Here is a 19,280-nt window from a genome sequence, read left to right on the forward strand (position 1 = left end):
ACTAGTCCAAAAAAACGGCAGGAACCTCCCTGTTTTTAGGAAGATGTTGGACAGTACTAAGTCATTGAGAAAGTATGGTAATCATTGCTTACCGTTAAGCATTTGTAAGGTGTCCCAAAAGCGGCTCACCCGCACTTCTGATCAGAAGTGCGGGTGAGCCGCTTTTGGGACACCTTACAAATGCTTAATTCTAGACGGTAGCGTGTTTGCGGGTGCGTGTGCTTGCCTGGGGCTTGCAGCGGAAGGCGAAGAAGGGGCTGCTGTGGTTTTCAGGCATATAGCCGCGAATATGCGTGCCTCCCTCTTCATACTCCTCGCACTCCATGGTGCCAAACTGGTGGAATTGCGCGACCAGGTCGCCCCGATCGTACGGAATCAGCACGTCGAGAGACACAAACTGGCTGACCAGGGCCTGGCTGATGCAGCGCAACAGGTCGGAGATGCCCGTCCCTGTGAGGGCCGATACCTGTACCTGTGGTAGGGTAGCGGCAATGCCCTCCAGTGGGGGGAGTGTGGCACCGGGCTCCAGATTATCGCTCTTGTTGAGCGCTATAACCATGGGCATGCCCCCGGCACCAATCTCCTCCAGAACCTCCTCCACGGCCAGGATCTGGTGGTTGACATGCGGATGTGAGCTATCCACCACGTGGACCAGCAGGTCGGCGGCATTGACCTCTTCCAGGGTCGCGCGGAAGGCCGCGACCAGCGTGTGTGGCAGGCGTTGGACAAAACCCACGGTATCGGTCAGAAGGAACTCCTGCCCGCCCTCGATGCGTGCGCGGCGCGTTGTTGGATCCAGTGTGGCAAAGAGCTTATCCTCGGCGAGTTTCTGCGCCCCCGAGAGACGGTTGAGCAGGGTTGACTTGCCCGCATTGGTGTAGCCGACGAGGGCTACGACGGGCGCGCCTGCATACTTACGCCGATCACGGTGAAGCTGGCGCTGTGAGCGTACCAGCTCAAGCTCCTCCTCAAGCTGATCCTTCTGGCGGCGCAGCAAGCGGCGGTCGACCTCGATCTGCTTCTCACCTTCACCGCGCTGCTGCGTGCCACCGCGCTGGCGCGAGAGGTGGGACCACTGGCGAGCCAGGCGCGGCAGATCATACTCAATCTGTGCCAGTTCAACTTGTAGACGGCCCTCACGTGTCTGGGCGCGCTGGCCGAAGATGATCAGAATGAGGGCGGTGCGGTCGAGTACCTGAACCTCCAGCTTGCGCTCCAGGTTGCGGTGTTGCACGGGTTTGAGTTCCAGGTCAAAGATGACGGCATCGCAGTCGTGGAACTTGACAAGTTCCGCGATCTCATCCACCTTTCCTGAGCCCACAACGGTGCCTGGATGTGGATGAGGGAGACGTTGTACAGCGCGGTCGACGCAGTTGACGCCCGCGGTCTGCGCGAGCTGCTCTAGCTCATCTAATGACTCCTCGACGGGCCAATCATTCTCTGGCGTATCCACACTGACCAGGATCGCGCGCCTGGGGGCTTCCGCCAGCAGCCCTGACATATGTTTCTCTTCGTATACGTTGGCATTATTATTATATTCTTCGGGCATCGTTGCTCCTTCTCTTCTGCTCTCTACCTTGTTGTTATTTGTAGTGAAATTTTCGTTGCGCTTTGACGTGTCAAGCAAGCGTTCTTTTCCTCTGTGAATGGGCGAAAAGCCGGGTATAGTTGTATCAAGTGTGGGGATGTCTTGTATGCGCTGGCGATCCAGGCAATAGATGCCATGTGTAGCGACAGGGCCAGGGTAGGATGGAGGAAAGAAGGTGTCTTTGTAGAGAGACAAAGGGAAAGCGGAAGAAAGAAATGGATCAGGTCTCTTGCGTTCGTTCGCGACAAAGCCTTCTTTACCATCTACCAATATGTGTCTTAGCGCTCGTTTACTGCTAACAGTAATCGGCAAAAAAGATGCCCTGCTGAAAAGCCAGGTCAGCATCCCACGTGGTAGATAAGGTTTAGATGAAGGCGTTTATCACTATTAAGCACTCTCCTGATGTGTGTTGATATCTATCATTTATACCTGAAATGGCGGGAAAAGTCAAGTGTTACAAGGGGGCAGTTTTTATATGGTGAGGTACAGTTGACGGCCGCAGGCCGTCAACTGTACCTCACCATATACTCCAAAAAGTTTTCATGCTAGGACAATGGGGAGTTTGCCCAGGCCGCGGAAGACGATGCCTGAAAACCATTGGACGGCTTGCTCATCGGCGATCTCGGCCTGGCTCAGGCGGCGTGCCAGGGAGGCGAAGGCGATCTCGGCCTCCAGGCGTGCCAGGGGCGCTCCCAGGCAATAGTGAATGCCCTGACCAAAGGCCAGGTGATGGTTCTCTTTACGATCCAGGTGGAGGTTATCGGGATTGTAAAATTGTTCAGGATCATGGCTGGCCGCTCCGAGGCACATAATGACGTTCTGCCCGGCGGTAATGTGCTTGTCGCCGATCTGCATATCGGCAGTGGCGACACGCGAGGTGGCCTGGACCGGGCCATCATAGCGCAGGAGTTCCATAATGGCCAGGGGAGCCTGCTCCGGGTGAGCTTTGAGCCAGGCGAACTGCTCGGGATGGCGCGCCAGGGCGAGGAAGCCATTGCCGATCAGGTGGGTGGTTGTGCCATGTCCCGCGGCCAGCAGTAGCACACAGTTGCCCAGCAGTTCATCCTCGCTCAGTTTGTCCCGTCCCTCATGCGCGTTGATGAGTGCCTGAAGCAGGTCTTCGCGAGGAGCCTGAGCACGTTGGGCGATCAGGTGGCGAAAATATTGAATGAACTCGTTGACGCCATAGAGGCCGCGAATAGCATCATCGGCGGAGATGTCTGTGGCTTCAAGAAGTGCCCCAAAGTCGCCTGACCAGATAATAAAGCGCTCACGATCTTCGGGCGGGACCCCAAGCAGTTCGGCGATGACGATGGCGGGTAGGGGATAGGCGAAATGCTCGATCAAGTCGATATGGCCCCCAGTCTGCATCGTATCTAAGAGTTGATCCACAAGCTGTTGAATATGAGGGCGGATGGCTTCAACGACGCGCGGAGTAAAGGCCTTGGAGACCAGCCCGCGCAGGCGTGTATGGTCGGGGGGATCCAGGAAGAGCATCTGGCGTGTGAGCGCACGTATGGGTGGCTCAATCGCCTGCTGAAATTCAGCAGGGAATCCGCTGGTATCAAAGGCGAAGCGAGCGGCGGTGAAGTGTGGATCGCGTAACGCGCTCAAGACGTCTTTATAGCGCGTCAAGACCCAGCTATGGGCCGCTTCATCCCAATACACGGGATCGTGTTCGCGTAACTGATGATAGAGTGGATAAGGGTTCTCCTGGTAACGTGTTTGCATGACCTCCACCAGGCTGAGGCTGCTTGCGTTTTGAGATGACACCGTCTCTTCCTTCCTTTCGCAGATATCCAGTCTGTCAATTGTTGCTTGGGTGTCTTATCTCTTATACGCGCCTGGTAAATCACAGTTGCAGTCTTTTTATGGGATAAGTGATGTGCTGTCCTGTGACCGTAGGCCGTCAGGGCAGCACATCACTTATCCCAATAGAACTACGCTCGCTCAAGGAGTTCGTCATAGCGCTCGTCGTAGTGGACGATGCGCCCTTCGGGCATCAAGAGCAGCGTATCTGGCTTCAGGTCGCGTACAAACTCGACATCGTGGGTGACGGTCATGATGGTGCCGTTATAGGTGCCAAGTGCCTCACCAACAATTTTACGCGACGTGGCATCCAGGTGGCTGGTAGGCTCGTCGAGTACGAGCAGGTTAGGGCCATCCAGGACCATCTTCGCCAGGGCCAGGCGCGTCTTCTCGCCTCCACTGAGCGTCTGAATCTTCTGGAAGACGCGCTCGCCATTGAAGAGGAAGCGTCCCAGTACATTGCGCACGCGCTTCATATTCTCAGGGAGAACCTCGCTGGCCTCGTGCAGCACGGTGTTCTCATAGTCAAGACCTTCGTTCTCCTGCGCATAGTAGCCCAGGCGTACACGCTCTCCCTGTATCGCTTTCCCTGCATTGAGAGGGGTGAGACCAAGAAGTGTACGCAGCAGCGTCGTCTTGCCCGCGCCATTGAGGCCGACGATAACCAGGCGCTGCCCTCGCTCCACCTCGAAGTTGATATCGCTGAAGATGACCTTGCTGCCATAGCTCTTGCTGAGCTGATTGGCCTTGAGCACGAGTTGGCTGCTTGGATAGCGTACCGGAAAATCGATCTTGATGCGGCGACTCTCCTGTGGTAGCTCGGACTTACTGGCCTCCAGTTCAGAGATACGCCTATCAAGCGAGCGGCGCTGACTCACGCGTGTCGCACCGAAGCGGCGCAGGCGATCGGAGGTCTTGCGCAGGCGATCAATCTCGCGCTCCTGCTGCTTTTTGTTCTTCTCCAGCAGTGCCAGGGCGTCGCCCGTGACTGAGAGGTAATGGGTATAGGTTCCCTTATACTCCTCAAGGACGTGCGAGAACTCGTTCAGGCGCAGAATCTTGGTAATACTGCGGTCCAGCAGGTCGAGATCGTGCGAGATGATGAGTAGCGCGCCACGATAGTCCTGTAGAAACTCCATCAACCAGCCGGCAGCCTCCACGTCCAGGAAGTTGGTAGGCTCGTCGAGCAGGAGGAGTTCAGGCGATTGGAAGAGGAGCCGGACCAGGGCCAGCTTGGTCTTCTGTCCACCGCTCAGAGTATTTACGGAGCGGTCAAGCGTCAGGCCGCCAATATTCAGGCCCGCGATCAGCTCCTCGCAGCGTGCGTCGGCCTCATAGTAGCCCAGGCGCTCCAGGGCCTCCTGTGCCAGCGAAAAGTGCTCCAGGAGTGTCTCCAGTTCATCGCCAGTGGCACTGGCGATCTGCCCGGAGAGCTGTTCATACTGCTCGATGGCGCGATCCAGGCCCGTGCTATTGAAGATGAAGTCACGCACGGTACCATTTCCGGCCGTTCCCTCTTCGTGGGCGATATCCTGCGAGAGGTAGCCAAAGGTGCGTGGGCGAGCGATGGTGCCGCTATCGGCCTCCTGCTGGCCCGCGACAATTTTGAGCAGTGAGCTTTTTCCGGCACCATTGACGCCGATCAGGCCAGCTTTTTCGCCAGGTGCGACCGTAAAAGAGACATCATTGAGGATTAAGCGTGCCCCATATGAAAGTTGTAGATGATTGACTTGCAGCATAGCGTTTTCTTATTTCTCCTAAGGCGCTTCGGTTCTATATTTAGACAAGATGATGATCAGTACTTGTTGTTGTAGGCTGGCGTAGGCACGATCTACCAGCGGCAAGAAAAGGGGCAGGGCATGTCTCACCCATGGATGTACGGGAAGCGCAGGCCGCGAGTAAGCAGCAAGACGATCCGCTGCCCAGCGACACACGCCATGGCGAGAGAAAAGGGAGGAAGGAAAGAAACTGGAGGTAAGCCAGGTGAAGACAACAGCAACAAAAAACCTCTTTAGAGTGAGAGGTCAGCCTCTATGCTGTCGCGTGCCACTTTCCTACCGCATGAGCCCGGCGTGGTCGCTCATGCGGCAATTACTATTGCGAGAGATACACCTGTCATAAGATTAGCTCGTCCTTGCAGTGCCAGATAACAAAAGTTGAGGTATCTTTTCAAGAATACCATCGGCGCTTCCGAAAGTCAATCGCTTCAAAGCTTCTCAGAAGTTACCTATTACTTTCTATTTCGGCTCGTAAGCTCGCCAGGGGTAGGGTGTATGGACATATGGCGCCGGAATTTGCCGGCGCCATATGTCCATACACCCTCCTGAGCGCCGCAGGCGCGAAGCGACTTTGGGTAGGCCTGGAAATTGCACCATATTGCACCCTAAAAATGCTTGAAAATATTCTTGAGATCAGGTATACTTCTATATGTTGTTGCGAAAGCGAACACATATGGGCTTGTAGCGCAGCTGGTAGAGCGTCTCCATGGCATGGAGAAGGTCAGGGGTTCGAGTCCCCTCTGGTCCACTAACAGAAAAACCCGTTCAGGATATCCTGAACGGGTTTTTTATTTGTCCTCCATTGTTTGAGAAACATCAGCCTCATTCATCACCGTAAAGTCCTGTTGATTTGGTCCTGACGTAGATTTTCTTACCATGTATAGTGGCGAATATGCAAATAATAAGATGGAAGCGTGGTTGGGAGATGTAAGATGCGAAAAGGGCTGTATGTGATAAGAAATAGGCGAGCCTGGATGATTGTTGCGGGGCTGGTAGTATGGGGCATATTCCTCTGGTCAGGTCAGCCATGTACTGGAAAAGTGTTTGCGCGAACAACGCAACCGCGTGTCTTGCCATACAGTGCCACGGCCCATGGACCATATAGTGTGAAGGGGAGCCAGATTCTAGACGCTGATGGCAAGCCCTATCTCTTTCATGGCGTGGCTCGTGATGGACTGGAGTACGATTGTGAGGGACAAGCTGGTCCATACACCAGGCAGTCCCTGGCGTTGATGGGTACGCCCTCGGGGAAGGATCTCGATATCAATGCCGGGTCATATTGGGGTGGCAACACCGTGCGTCTACCCCTCTCGCAGAACTTCTGGCTCAAGGGCGGAAGTGGCGACGCGAACTGCACCCCAACTAGGTACCAGGCCCTGGTGAAGCGCATTGTGGACGACCTGGCCAGCCTTCAGCTCAACGTCATTCTCGATTTACACTGGGTAGGAGCTAATGGGCAGGTGGGCAAAGGTGGCGCGGAAGCCGCTATGCCTGACACTGATAGCGTCACCTTCTGGCAGCAGGTCGCGAAGGTCTATAAGGGATATCCTAATGTGCTGTTCGAACTCTACAACGAACCCCATATCAGTCCTCACAAAGCGGCTTGCTGGTTGCATGGCTGCATGATTACAAATGACAAGGCGCGCGCAAATGACTGCAATGGCTGTTTTAAATACCTCACCTACCAGGCTGTTGGAATGCAGCTCCTGGTGGATGTTGTGCGCCAGGTTGGAGCTAAGAATCTCGTGCTCGTTGCTGGCACTAACTGGGGCTATGATCTGACCCATCTGCCTACGTATGCTGTGCAAGGCGAGAATATCGTCTATGACGCACACCCCTATAACTATTGGGGGAAGCAGCCTGCCGACTGGTACGCTGGCTTTGGCAAGTTTGCTGCTGCCTACCCACTTATGGTAAGTGAGTTTGGCTCGTATGACTGTGGCTCAAACTATGTAGAGCAGTTGCTGGCCTACCTGGATACGCTCCACGTGGGTTGGGTGGCCTGGACATGGGCCGTGGCCGCAAGTAGTGGCGACCAGGTGTGTAACATCCCGCAGCTTGTTACCGATTATCGCGGCACACCAAGCAAGTCCATGGGAAGCGCTATCTATCAGCACCTGCATAGCTATGTGCGCGATCCCGGAACGCAATGGCTTCTGATGATTAGCGACCTGCGTGCCTTCAAACGCGGTGCTCCCAGGTAAGGAAGGTAAATTGTAATTTGCACAAATTTGCATTTACATACCACTGCTCGTAGTGTCTTCAAGGGTAATGGGCGTGTGGGCGCCAGTTCGCCGCCCACACGCCCATTACCCTTGAGCGCCGCAGGCGCGAAAAGAACCGCGAAAAGAACAAGGTAGGCAAATTGCTGAAATCTTCACAAAAAAACCTTGACAAAGTGCGGATGAGCATGTTATAAATATTTCCAGTACAAACAATCGCATATGCAAGCGTTGATGGGACGAGTAACAGTTGTCTCTCACGTTCAGAGAGTGGGCGCTTGGTGGAAAGCCCATACGTTGAAGAACTGTGAAAAAGACCCGGATGCTGCGAGAAGAAATCACGTGATGACGTGAGAATAGACCTCGCCGGAGCCCCCGTAATCAGGCAGTGAGCTAACCGTCAGGTTTGCCCCAGAGAGGTTGCCATTGAGAGATGACAACAAAAGAAGGTGGTACCACGGGAGCCTTTACGAGAAAGTAAGTGCTCTTCGTCCTTTAGAGAAGGATGGAGGGCTTTTTTGTTTGCCTGAATATCCTGATTATACGGAGAGACAGACAATCGCATACCAACAAGCGTTGATGGGACGAGTAACGGTCAACCAGTGTAGACAGAGAGCGGGTGTTTGCTGAGAAGCCCGTATGCCTGAGCCGCGAAAAAGACCCGGATGCTGCGAGAAGAAATCGCGCGAGAGCGTGAGAATAGACCTCGCCGGAGCCCCCGTAACCGGGCAGTGAGCTAACCGTCAGGTTTGCCCCAGAGAGGTTGCCATTGAGAGATGGCAGCGAAAGAAGGTGGTACCACGGGAGCCTTTACGAGAAAGTAAGTGCTCTTCGTCCTTTAGAGAAGGATGGAGGGCTTTTTTATTGGCAATTTTTAGCACTTTGATGAGATGTGTACAGGCATGAGAAAGATCCTGACTTCTCATTGAGCCATGTTGAGTTACGATAACATTGTAAGTTTTGCTAGAAAATACGAAAAGGAGACCAACCATGATTTCTAATCCTGTATTAACTGCTGCTTGCCCCGAGTGCGCCGGAGAGGTGCCGTTGCAGAATGTCCTGGTGGGCGAGATCGTCTACTGCCCCGATTGTAGCGCGGAGCTGGAAGTGCTGAATCTTGAGCAGCCTGAGCTTGGCCTCGCACCCGAGGTAGCCGAGGACTGGGGCGAGTAAACGCCTGGCCAGAGAGTAGAAAGAAGGAGTATCACATATGCGGCTGGCGATTCTGACTTCGCGTATTCGCGTGGAAGAGAAATTATTGATAGAGGCCTTGCAGAAGCGCGCCATCTCGTTTGACGTGATTGACGATGGAAAGCTCTTGCTTGACCTTGAACGTGGGCGTGAGGAGTGGCGCAAATACGATGCTGTGCTCTGTCGGAGCCTGAGCCAGTCGCGCGGGCAGGCCGTGCTACAGGTCCTGGAGGCCTGGGGCATCCTCACCGTCAATACCGCGACGGTGACCGCGACATGCAATGATAAACTCGCCACCACCCTGGTGCTTGTACGTGCTGGCGTGCCGACGCCTCGTACCCTGCTTGCCTTCGAAGAGGCAACCGCTCTACAGGGAGCCGAAACGCTAGGTTATCCGGTTGTCCTAAAGCCGGTGAGCGGCTCCTGGGGCCGCTTACTGGCACGTATCAATGATCGGGATGCCGCTGAGGCCGTGCTTGAGCACCAGGAGACCCTGGGCGGGTATCAGCACCAGATCCACTATATCCAGGAGCATATTCGCAAGCCGCAGCGTGATATTCGTGCCTTCGTCGTTGGTCAGCGCACCATCTGTGCCATCTATCGCTCCAGCGAGCACTGGGTGACGAACACCGCTCGGGGAGCGGTGACGAGCAACTGTCCCGTGACGCCAGAGCTGAACGCGCTTTGCCTGCAGGCCGCGCAGGCGGTTGGTGGCGGTATTCTAGCAGTGGATGTCTTCGAGGATGCCGAGCGTGGCCTGCTAGTGAATGAGATTAATGCCACGATGGAGTTTCGCAATAGTATCGCCCCTACGGGTGTCGATATTCCTTCTGAAATGCTTGAATATGTGCTGGAGCGTGCTGGCGCGCCCGTGGAGGTGTTGTAATGAATCGTATTCGTGTCACGATTGTCGGTGGTTCAGGCTATACCGGTGGCGAAGTAGCTCGCCTGTTGCTCTTTCATCCAGAGGTTGAATTGGCGCAGGTGGTGTCGAGCAGTCGCGCGGGCCAGTACCTCCATAGTGCCCATCCCAACCTGCGTGGATTGAGCACGCTCCGCTTCTCTCATCCAGACGACCTGATGCCCTGCGACATGCTTTTCCTCTGCCTCCCCCATGGGGCGACAATGGGCGAGATTGCACGCTACCGCCAGCTTGCTCCCAGGGTGATTGACCTCTCGGCTGATTTTCGCCTGCGTGATCCCCAGCTCTATCAGCGCTGGTATGGCAATGCCCACCAGGCCCCTGATCTGTTGCCAGAGGCTGTCTATGGTCTGCCTGAGTTGCACCGCGAGGAGCTACGCGAGGCCACGCTGGTCAGCGGAACCGGGTGTATGGCGACCACGGCCATCCTTGGCCTGGCCCCCCTCTATCGCGCGGGCCTGATGGACGCGAATATACCGCTGGTGCTGGAGGCCAAGGTTGGTTCATCGGCCGCTGGCGCCAAGCCGGGAAGCAGTAGCCATCATCCTGAGCGGAGCGGAGCGGTCCGCTCATTCCAGCCCACGGGCCATCGCCATAGCGCCGAGCTGATTCAGGAGCTGGGCTTGCTTGGCGGCCATGGAAGCTCTGGCCTGCCGCAGGCAGTGGCCTTCTCCGCGACCTCCATTGAACTGGTGCGCGGCATCCTGGTGACAGCGCATGTCTTCACTAAAGAGCGTATTGATGAGCGCCAGCTCTGGCGTGTGTACCGCGAGACCTATCAGCGCGAGCCATTTATTCGCATCATCAAGGAGCGCACAGGTGTCTATCGCTATCCCGAACCCAAGATTCTGGCGGGTAGCAACTACTGTGATGTTGGCTTTGAGTTGGATGTGGAGCAGCAACGCATCGTGGTCATGGCGGCGCTGGATAACCTGATGAAGGGCGCGGCAGGTAATGCGGTTCAGGCCCTGAATTGTATGTTTGGCTGGGATGAGACGCTGGGGCTGACCTTCCCCGGCCTGCATCCGGTGTAGTGGCGTATGGAGAAGGATTATGACGCTGGTAATTAAGATTGGCGGCGGCGCGGGCGTCGCGACGGAGAATATTCTGCGTGAAGTCGCGGAACTGGTGCAAGCTGGGCAGCAGGTGGTGCTCCTACATGGAGGCTCAGACCTGACCAACACCCTCTCCCAGCAGCTTGGGCACGAGGCGCGCACCATTACCTCTCCCAGTGGTATGACGAGCCGTTACACCGATAGCGAAACGCTGCGCATCTTCGCCATGACGGTTGCAGGCCAGATCAATACGGAGCTGGTGGCGCAACTCCAGAGGCAGGGCATTAACGCCCTGGGCCTGGCGGGCATTGATGGGCGCTTACTGCAAGCGCGACGCAAGGCCGCCATTCGCTCGATCACGCCCGAGGGACGCGTACAGATTATTCGCGATGACTATACGGGCCAGATCGAGCAGGTAAATGGCGAGCTGCTCCGCCTGTTGCTGGGAGCAGGATATACGCCCGTCATTGCCCCCCTGGCGCTTAGCCACGAGGGCGAGCGGCTCAATGTCGATGGCGACCGCGCCGCCGCCGCTGTAGCTGCGGCTCTACAGGCCGAAACCCTGGTCATTATGACCAATGTGAGTGGCCTGCGACGCGATGCAAACGATGCCAGTACGGTCATCGAGCATATACCCGCTGAGAACGTCGCGGACTATATGGAGTATGCGCAGGGGCGTATGCGCAAGAAGATGCTGGGGGCGCAGGAGGCTTTGCAAGCAGGCGTACAGCGTGTCTGTATTGGCTGCGATAGCCCCACGGATGTGCTTAATGGTGCGGGAACAATAATAGAACACACACATCACTTGGTAGGAAGGAGAGAAGCATGACAATCATAGATACCACGCAGGCCGAGACGAGTATGGAACAGGAGAATCGCTATACCAGTGGTGTGTATGGTAAGCGTCCCGTGACGATTGCGCGCGGAGAGGGAGCCACGCTCTGGGACGCCGAGGGGCGCGCATACATCGATTGTGCCGCTGGCCACGGCGTCGCCAATATCGGACATGGGCGTCCCGAGATCGCAGCCGCGCTCTCTGCCCAGGCACAACGCCTAGTGACGTGCCCCGAAATCTTCTATAACGACACGCGGGCGTGCCTCCTGGAGCGCCTGTCCCAGGTCACCCCTGCCGGGATAGAGCACTTTTTCCTCTGTAACAGTGGAACCGAGGCTGTTGAGGGAGCCTTCAAGTTCGCGCGCCTGGTCACGGGGAGAACACAAATCATCGCTACGCTGCGCGGCTTTCATGGCCGAAGCATGGGCGCGCTCTCAGCAACCTGGGAGCCGCACTACCGCGAGCCCTTCGCACCGCTGCTTCCTGATGTAACACATATTCGCTACAACAATCTGGAGGCCGCCGAGGCCGCGATCAGCGAACAAACTGCGGCGGTCATTATCGAGCTGGTACAGGGCGAGGGAGGCGTGCATAGCGCCACACCTGAGTATGTCGCGGGTCTGGCGCGTCTCTGCCGTGAGCGCGGGGCTTTGCTGATCGTGGACGAGGTTCAGACGGGCTTCGGTCGCACTGGCAGGCTCTTTGCCTGTGAGCATTATGATCTGCAACCCGATATTCTCTGTATGGCCAAGTCCCTGGCTGGCGGCGTGCCGATGGGAGCCGTTGGCCTGGGGCCGCGTGTCATGGAGAGCGGGCGTGTCAGTCGAGGCGCGCATGGCAGTACTTTTGGCGGCAATCCCCTCGCTTGCGCGGCGGCTCTGGCGACACTAGATATTCTTGAGCGCGAGAGCCTGCCCACGCGCGCGGCCCGCCTGGGCGCGTATGCCCTGGGACGACTCCGTGGCATGCGCTCGCCGCTGGTGCGCGAGGTTCGTGGCCAGGGTCTCTTGATTGGTATCGAGCTAAAGCGTCGCTCCCAGCCGTATCTTGAGCAGCTATGCGAGCGTGGCATCCTGGCCTTGCCAGCCGGACCCAATGTCATTCGCCTTTTGCCACCGCTGGTGATCAGCGAGCACCAGCTTGAGCAGGTCCTGGATACGATCGAGGAGGTTTTGGAGGGAAGCCGGGCGCTCAGCGAGCGTGCCCAACTGGCTCAGGAAGAGGCTGCGTCTACCGAGCCACGCCTGGCCGATCCAGAGGTCGCACTGTTGCATAATATGCTGACTATTCCCAGTCTCTCGCGCCGTGAGAGCGCCCTGGCGTACTATCTCGCCGGGCAAGCTCGTCAGCTAGGGCTGTACGCCTCTGTCGACGAGGCGGGGAACTTTGTCGCCAGCACGCACGAGAATCTGGAGGAGCAGCATCCCATTGTCCTGCTCGGGCATATGGATACCGTGCCCGGCAATATTCCTGTGCGCTTCGAGGAAGGTCTGCTGTACGGGCGTGGCGCGGTTGATGCCAAGGGACCTCTGGCGGCCTTCATCTCCGCTACCGCAAGGGTCCAGCGCGCGGGTACGCCTGCGACACCAATTGTGGTCATTGGCGCGGTCGAAGAAGAGGCCGCGACCTCGAAGGGGGCCCGAGCTGTAGTCGGGCGTTACCAGCCCCAGGCCTGCATTATTGGCGAACCCAGTAGTAGTACTGCCGTCACTATCGGCTATAAGGGGCGCTTACTGGTGGAGGGACGTGTGGCGCGTGATTCCAGCCATAGCGCGGGTCCTCAGCGAAGCAGCAACGAGATTGCCGCCGCCTTCTGGGAGCGTATCCGAGCACATGCTGAGCAGTGGAATGCCGAGTACGCTGGTAACTCTGCCTTTGCCGCCCTGATGCCCTCATTGCGCAGCATTAATAGCCTGCAAAACGGCATGGAGGATCAGACGCAGTTCCTGATTGGTTATCGCCTGCCGCCGCGCTTTGATATAGCGGAGCTTCGCATTCAGCTACAGGAGTGGGCCGATGCTGATGAGGTACAGATTAGCTTCTCAGGTGAAGAGGCCGCCTTCCAGAGTTCGCGTGCGACTCCCCTGGCCCGCACCTTTGGCCGTGTCCTGCGCGCTGGTGGGCACGCGCCAGTCTTCAAGTATAAAACCGGCACATCGGATATGAATGTCGTAGCGCCTATATGGGGCGAGAACATTGTCGCCTATGGCCCAGGCGATTCTAGCCTGGACCACACACCCAACGAGCATATCGCGGTTGCCGAATACCAGCACGCGATCACGGTCCTTGAGCAGGTGCTTCAAGTGCTGGGACGCGAGTCACATGCATCCTTGGAACGCACAAGTGTCTCGGACAGCCCGGAGAGTAGCGTGGAAGTGGGAGCGGAGTCATGAGAAGAGATATACGTATCGTCGATACTACCTTGCGCGAAGGCGAGCAGTTCTCGGGAGCCTACTTTAGCGCGGAACAGCGGCGCGAAATTGTCCGTCTGCTGGACGCAGTTGGTGTGCCAATGATCGAGGTGCCCTCGCCCATCGCCTCGCCGGAGACCCAGCAGGCGGTGCGCGACCTGTGCGCGCTCAATACCCGTGCGCGCATCGTCGCTCATGTGCGCTGTGCCGAAGCAGATGTCCAGGCGGCCCTGGCGACCCCCGTACATGGAATCAATCTCTTCTACGGGACCTCAACCGAGTTGCGTTCGTATAGTCACGGGAAACGCATCGAACAGATCATCCATGATGCCGTGCCCTTGATCAAGCATATACGCCAGGAGGGGCGCTACGTGCGCTTCTCGGCTGAGGATGCCTTTCGCAGCGACCTGGTGGACCTGTTAACGGTCTTTGATGCCGTGGTTGACGCTGGCGTGTTGCGCATTGGTCTGCCTGACACGGTGGGTATCGCTAAGCCACGCGAGGTGGAGCGCCTGGTTCGCCTCTGTACCGAGCGCTACCCCGGGGTGGGTATCGAGTTCCATGGCCATAATGATACAGGTTGCGCTATCGCCAATACCGTGGCTGCACTGGAGGGAGGCGCCGATTGCCTGGACACAACCGTGCTGGGCATTGGTGAGCGCAACGGTATTGCCTCGCTCAGCGGCCTGATTTCACAGATGTATACTCATTATCCCGAAATCTTGCGCAGATACGATCTCACCAAACTGCCACTGCTGGATCAGTATGTGGCGGACTGCGTGCATATCGCGATCCCTTTTAATAGTCCAATCACCGCCCCGGGCGCCTTTACGCACCGGGCGGGCATTCATACCAAAGCCGTTCTTAACAATCCACGTGCTTATGAAGTTCTGAATCCCCAGGATTTTGGCCTGGTGCGCAATGTGGAGGTCGGAACGCGTTATACCGGGCGCTATGCTGTTGGGCATCGTGCCGCCGAGCTGGGCCTGCAATTGGAGGGCGAGGCGGTTGCCAGCCTGACCACTGCGCTTAAAGCCCACGCTGAACAGGGCTCAATGAGTCAAGACGAGGTTGACACGTTTATCCTTGCCTGGCAGCAGGCACATACATCAGAGGAGGAACATCTCATATGGGAACACTAGCCGAAGAGATTTTTAGCTACAAATTGGGGCGCCCTGTGGAACAGGGCGAGACCGTCGTGGTCGAGGTAGACCATGTCATGAGCCATGATACTACTTCGCCCCTGGCCATCCAGGCTTTTCGCAAACTGGCAGGCGTAAGTGGTGGACGCGTCTTTAATGCTGAGCGTGCTCACGTCGTCTTTGATCATATCATCCCTGCCTCGACCGTTGCTGCTGCCACCCTTCAGCGTGACATACGCTCGTTCGCACGTGAGCAGGACATTACCATTTTGCAGGAAGGCATTTGTCACCAGGTCATGCCCGAGAAAGGCTTTGTTGTGCCCGGGGCCATCATCGTGGGCGCGGATAGCCATACCTGTACCTATGGCGCGCTGGGGGCCTTCGCGACCGGTATGGGCTCGACCGACATTGGCGTGGCCTATGCAACCGGGCGCTCCTGGTTCCGCGTGCCCTCAACTATCAATGTACGCCTGATGGGCGAGCTACAGCCCGGCGTCTATGCCAAGGATGTGACACTGGAGATGGTGCGCCAGGTGGGCGTCGATGGCGCGAACTACCGTGCCATTGAGTATACTGGTGACCTGGTGGAGCGTATGTCGGTCAGCGAGCGCTTCACCTTCTGCAATATGGCCATCGAGATGGGTGGTAAAGCTGGCTTGGTGGCCCCTGACGAGACGACCCGCGAATGGCTACGTGGGCGTACCGATCAGGAATATCCCATGCTGGCGCCGCACAATCCACGCTATGAGCGCGTCTTTGAGATTGATGCTTCGCGCCTGGAGCCGCAGATCGCCTGTCCTCCCGACGTAAATAATGTTGTGCCCGTGGGTGAGGTTGAGCACGTCAAAATCGACCAGGTCTTCCTCGGCACCTGCACCAATGGTCGCCTGGACGACCTGGCGATTGCCGCCTCGATTCTCCAGGGGCGCACGGTCCATCCCGAGACGCGCATGGTCGTTATTCCAGCGTCGCGCGAGGTCTACCGCGAGGCGCTACGCCTGGGCTACATCGATACCTTTGTCCAGGCCGGAGCCTCGGTTGGCACCCCTGGATGTGGACCCTGCATCGGCCGCCATTTTGGCGTCCTGGCTCCAGGCGAGCGAGCACTGACAACGATGAACCGCAATTTCACCGGGCGCATGGGCGACCCCACAGCCGAGATCTACCTGGGAAGCCCTGCTACCGTCGCTGCCACCGCCCTGACTGGCCACATCACCGACCCTCGCGAGTTTCTAAGTTAGTGTGTATTGGGTTGTGGCAGCCGCAGGCTGCCACAACCCAATACACACTAATACTTATCTGAGCGCCGCAGGCGCGAGAAGTAAAAAGAACACACCCGAAAGGATAAACATACATCATGGGACGCATCTGGAAGCTTGGTGACAACATCAACACCGACGTTATTATCCCTGGACGCTATAACGTGACCACCGATCCCGCGCAACTGGCGCGCCACTGCCTCTGTGAGGTATTGCCGGAGTTCGCGCAGGAGGTGCAGACGGGCGACATCCTGCTCGCCGGGCATAACTTTGGCTGTGGCTCCTCACGCGAGCACGCCCCCACCTCCATCCTGGCCAATGGTATCAAAGTCGTGATCGCACGCAGTTTCGCGCGTATCTTCTATCGCAATGCCGTCAATATCGGTCTACCAGTCTTGATCAGTGAGGAGGCGGTCCTGGCTGGCGAGGATGGTCAGCAGATGGATGTAAACCTGGAGAGTGGCCTCATCACCAATCTCACGACCGGGCAGCAGTTCCAGTCTGAGCCGCTTGATCCCTTCGTGGCGCGTATCGTAGCGGCTCATGGTATCGTCAACTATATTCAGCAGCAAGGGACCCTTCGATGAGCAGTGAGCACGTATCAACGCCACGCTCCGGCTTGCGGGTCTGCGTGGTCGCGGGCGATGATGCCGCGCCTGAGGTCGTGTTACCAACAGTGGCGCTCCTGCGCGAGCTGGTGCCCGAGATTCTGTTTACGCAGGCCCTCAGTGGGCGCGAGGCCCAGGAACGCTATGGCGAGGCTTTCCCGGCTGAAACGCGCGCCGCGATTGATAGCGCAGACTGCACCCTCTTTGGCGCCAGTGGTGGTCCAAGCCGCCCCGTGCTCTGGTACCTGCGTTGGGGAAAACAGACCTACGTCAATATCCGCCCGGTACGCTGGCTCCCTGGCTATCAGAGTCCCATGCGCCAGCCCGAGCGTATCGACTATGTGATTGTGCGCGACAACCTGGAGGGGATGTATCCGCCACGCGAGGGTGCGCTCTCAGAGCTTGGAACTCTCACCAGTAGTGGCTCCTGGTGGCAGGCGCCTCCCGTGCAGGAGACCGGCGCGTATGCCGTACGTGTCAGCACAGATACGCAGGCGCGGCGCGTGGCTGAAGCAGCCTGTGACCTGGCCTTGCAGCGCTTAGCTTCCGGATATCCTGGCTGTGTAACTCTGGGGGCCAAGTACTCTATTCTGCCGCAGACGGATGGCCGCTTCCGCGAGATCGTGCGCGAAATGGTGCGTGAGCATCCGGAACTTAGTTACCAGGAATTTCTGATTGATGACCTTGGGCGCAGAATGATTGCCGCGCCTGAAACGCTGGATGTCGTCGTGCTGGGTAACGAGCACGGCGATATCCTGGCCGATGTCGCCAGTGGCTCTATCGGCGGCCTGGGGCTCTCGCCCAGTGCCTGCTATGGCGCGGAGTACGCCTACTTCGAGCCCGTACACGGCTCGGCCCCTGATATCGCAGGCAAGAACACCATCAATCCCACGGCCATGCTGCTCTCAGGAGCCATGTTCCTGGCGCACTATGGATATCGTGAACAGTCCACCCGCCTTGAGCGCGCCATCGCTCGTGTCTACAGCGATGGCCATGCCTTGCCCGTGGACCAGGGAGGCAGCGCCAGCACTAGCGACTTCATCGCCGCTGTGCGCTCGCAGCTCTAAAACAATATGGTTATGAGGAGTGAACGATCCTGGCAGTCTGTGACTGCCAGGATCGTTCACTCCTCATAACTAACAGGGGGGCACCGCAGGCGCGGGGGATTGGATTAAGCTAACGATATTTGCGTGAGATCCTCCTGTGAGCGATAGCGTCCCTTGATGCACTCGAATCTCGGGCGATAGCGCCCCTCGTGATAATCTGTCGGGTCGACCCTTCGCGCCGGAATCGCTTTAGACGGGATATCCGTACAGATAAATTCGCCGTTGTGGAACGCGGCCATGACCCCGCTCATCCCTTCGGCCACGCTGTTCATGATGACGTTGGCAAAATAGATGGATGCATGCTTGTCATACACTTCCGGCTCCCCGCTGCGCAACACATATGTGAGATCGATTGGCAAGAAGCGTACCTCGGGTATACGCTCGCTCAACTGCTCGGCCAGAATCTCGGCGACATTGGCCTTCTTCTTATGCACAAAGGGGTCGCTATGCTCATTGCTCTCATTTGCCCTGTCCAGTACGACTCCTTCAGATGCCAGGACAAGCGAGTAGTTCTTTGGATTGTGCTCCCTATCCCGTATTACGAGCCTGCTGAGCCGCTCAATATCGATAGGCACCTCCGGTATAACCAGTCGGTCAGCCCAGGTGACGACCGCTGTCTCAAGTGCGGTAAAGCCAGCATCGCGCCCAAACAGGCGAAAGATCGCCGTCTGTCTATGTGAGCTCACGGTCGAACGCACACGGTTGATAAACTCAGCAGCCCGGCTAATCGCCGTTTGAAAGCCAATGCTGTACTCCGTCCCGGGTACGTCGTTATCCATGGTCTTAGGAATTGCCCATACAGGGATTCCAGCGGCAGCGAGCTTTGCGCCATAGCTCAGCGTCCCATCACCGCCCAGGACGATCAGGCCATCTAAACCCAGGTGATCCATGTTTGCGATGACTTCTTGCGTCAGATCCACGCGCTCATGAGGCTGCTTCCCCTCACCGTATGACTTCAAGTGTTCTGGCAGGTTGGCAACCCGTGTCCCCAGCGGGCTGTAACGCGTTGAATGGAGGACGGTTCCTCCAAGACGATCAATATCGCGCGTGTTTAACCTGCTCAACGGCATGATATAGCCATTCTTCCAGCTTGCGCGATCATCTTCACGAAAAATAATTTCACTCTTATCGAGAGAACGGTTCAGAAAGGTGATTCCCTCCCAACCCGCACGAATCCCGACTACACGTATCCCCAGAGGTTCAGCACGATACACCAGCGCCTTGATTGCGACATTAAGCCCGGGCACATCCCCGCCACCGGTCAACACCCCCAATGAACGAACAGGATTTTTCACGTGTCCTGGCATAGACGGTCCTCTCCCTTTTGTACAGTGGATTTTAATTTGCTCTTCGA

General features: G+C 57.2%; 14 protein-coding genes, 1 tRNA gene and 1 other annotated feature. Of the genes, 11 read left to right on the forward strand and 4 right to left on the reverse strand.

The genetic code is table 11. The annotated features are described in order from the left end of the window. Nucleotides 1–190: 190 nt before the first annotated feature. The 3 genes from hflX to JMJ16_RS26505 all read right to left on the reverse strand — a co-directional run bounded on the left by hflX (nucleotide 191) and on the right by JMJ16_RS26505 (nucleotide 5,136). Nucleotides 191–1,549, reverse strand: a complete 1,359-nt coding sequence (gene hflX / locus JMJ16_RS26495) for a GTPase HflX (protein WP_201386459.1) — start codon at nucleotides 1,547–1,549, stop codon at nucleotides 191–193. Nucleotides 1,550–2,128: 579 nt separating this feature from the next. Then, nucleotides 2,129–3,361, reverse strand: coding sequence for a cytochrome P450 (locus JMJ16_RS26500; protein WP_201386461.1), 1,233 nt, complete (start codon nucleotides 3,359–3,361; stop codon nucleotides 2,129–2,131). A gap of 167 nt (nucleotides 3,362–3,528) precedes the next feature. Then, nucleotides 3,529–5,136 (reverse strand): ABC-F family ATP-binding cassette domain-containing protein, encoded by a 1,608-nt coding sequence (locus JMJ16_RS26505; RefSeq protein ID WP_201386463.1) that lies wholly within the window; start codon nucleotides 5,134–5,136, stop codon nucleotides 3,529–3,531. A 714-nt stretch (nucleotides 5,137–5,850) separates the two neighbouring features. Between JMJ16_RS26505 and JMJ16_RS26510 the strand changes: the two genes are divergently transcribed. The 11 genes from JMJ16_RS26510 to JMJ16_RS26560 all read left to right on the forward strand — a co-directional run bounded on the left by JMJ16_RS26510 (nucleotide 5,851) and on the right by JMJ16_RS26560 (nucleotide 17,887). Next, nucleotides 5,851–5,923, forward strand: a tRNA-Ala gene (locus JMJ16_RS26510). A 202-nt stretch (nucleotides 5,924–6,125) separates the two neighbouring features. Further along, nucleotides 6,126–7,379, forward strand: a complete 1,254-nt coding sequence (locus tag JMJ16_RS26515; RefSeq protein ID WP_201386465.1) for a glycoside hydrolase family 5 protein — start codon at nucleotides 6,126–6,128, stop codon at nucleotides 7,377–7,379. A gap of 240 nt (nucleotides 7,380–7,619) precedes the next feature. Beyond that, nucleotides 7,620–7,896, forward strand: a binding site (T-box leader). Nucleotides 7,897–8,387: 491 nt separating this feature from the next. Next, nucleotides 8,388–8,570 (forward strand): lysine biosynthesis protein LysW, encoded by a 183-nt coding sequence (gene lysW, locus JMJ16_RS26520; RefSeq protein WP_007907343.1) that lies wholly within the window; start codon nucleotides 8,388–8,390, stop codon nucleotides 8,568–8,570. 37 nt (nucleotides 8,571–8,607) lie between these two features. Next, on the forward strand, nucleotides 8,608–9,474 hold the full coding sequence (lysX, locus tag JMJ16_RS26525) for a lysine biosynthesis protein LysX (protein WP_201386474.1): 867 nt from the start codon (nucleotides 8,608–8,610) through the stop codon (nucleotides 9,472–9,474). Continuing rightward, the gene (argC, locus tag JMJ16_RS26530) at nucleotides 9,474–10,544 is read left to right on the forward strand and encodes an N-acetyl-gamma-glutamyl-phosphate reductase (RefSeq protein WP_201386476.1); all 1,071 of its coding nucleotides are present in this window, start codon (nucleotides 9,474–9,476) and stop codon (nucleotides 10,542–10,544) included. Before lysX ends, argC begins: the two co-directional genes overlap by 1 nt. A gap of 19 nt (nucleotides 10,545–10,563) precedes the next feature. Further along, nucleotides 10,564–11,394 (forward strand): [LysW]-aminoadipate kinase, encoded by an 831-nt coding sequence (locus JMJ16_RS26535; protein ID WP_201386477.1) that lies wholly within the window; start codon nucleotides 10,564–10,566, stop codon nucleotides 11,392–11,394. Next, nucleotides 11,391–13,793 (forward strand): [LysW]-lysine hydrolase, encoded by a 2,403-nt coding sequence (locus JMJ16_RS26540; RefSeq protein WP_201386478.1) that lies wholly within the window; start codon nucleotides 11,391–11,393, stop codon nucleotides 13,791–13,793. The genes JMJ16_RS26535 and JMJ16_RS26540 overlap by 4 nt, the downstream gene beginning before the upstream one ends. Further along, entirely contained in the window at nucleotides 13,790–14,953 is a 1,164-nt protein-coding gene (locus JMJ16_RS26545) for a LeuA family protein (RefSeq protein WP_201386479.1), read from the forward strand. The genes JMJ16_RS26540 and JMJ16_RS26545 overlap by 4 nt, the downstream gene beginning before the upstream one ends. After that, complete coding sequence (locus JMJ16_RS26550) at nucleotides 14,941–16,194, forward strand: 3-isopropylmalate dehydratase large subunit (protein ID WP_201386480.1); 1,254 nt, start codon at nucleotides 14,941–14,943, stop codon at nucleotides 16,192–16,194. The genes JMJ16_RS26545 and JMJ16_RS26550 overlap by 13 nt, the downstream gene beginning before the upstream one ends. A gap of 116 nt (nucleotides 16,195–16,310) precedes the next feature. Beyond that, complete coding sequence (locus JMJ16_RS26555; protein WP_201386481.1) at nucleotides 16,311–16,799, forward strand: 3-isopropylmalate dehydratase small subunit; 489 nt, start codon at nucleotides 16,311–16,313, stop codon at nucleotides 16,797–16,799. Then, entirely contained in the window at nucleotides 16,796–17,887 is a 1,092-nt protein-coding gene (locus JMJ16_RS26560; protein ID WP_201386482.1) for an isocitrate/isopropylmalate family dehydrogenase, read from the forward strand. Before JMJ16_RS26555 ends, JMJ16_RS26560 begins: the two co-directional genes overlap by 4 nt. Nucleotides 17,888–17,991: 104 nt before the next feature. On the opposite strand, the gene JMJ16_RS26565 is transcribed toward JMJ16_RS26560, so the two are convergent. Next, the gene (locus tag JMJ16_RS26565) at nucleotides 17,992–19,233 is read right to left on the reverse strand and encodes a 6-phosphofructokinase (RefSeq protein WP_201386484.1); all 1,242 of its coding nucleotides are present in this window, start codon (nucleotides 19,231–19,233) and stop codon (nucleotides 17,992–17,994) included. Nucleotides 19,234–19,280 lie beyond the last annotated feature (47 nt).

Source organism: Ktedonobacter sp. SOSP1-52 (assembly GCF_016587395.1).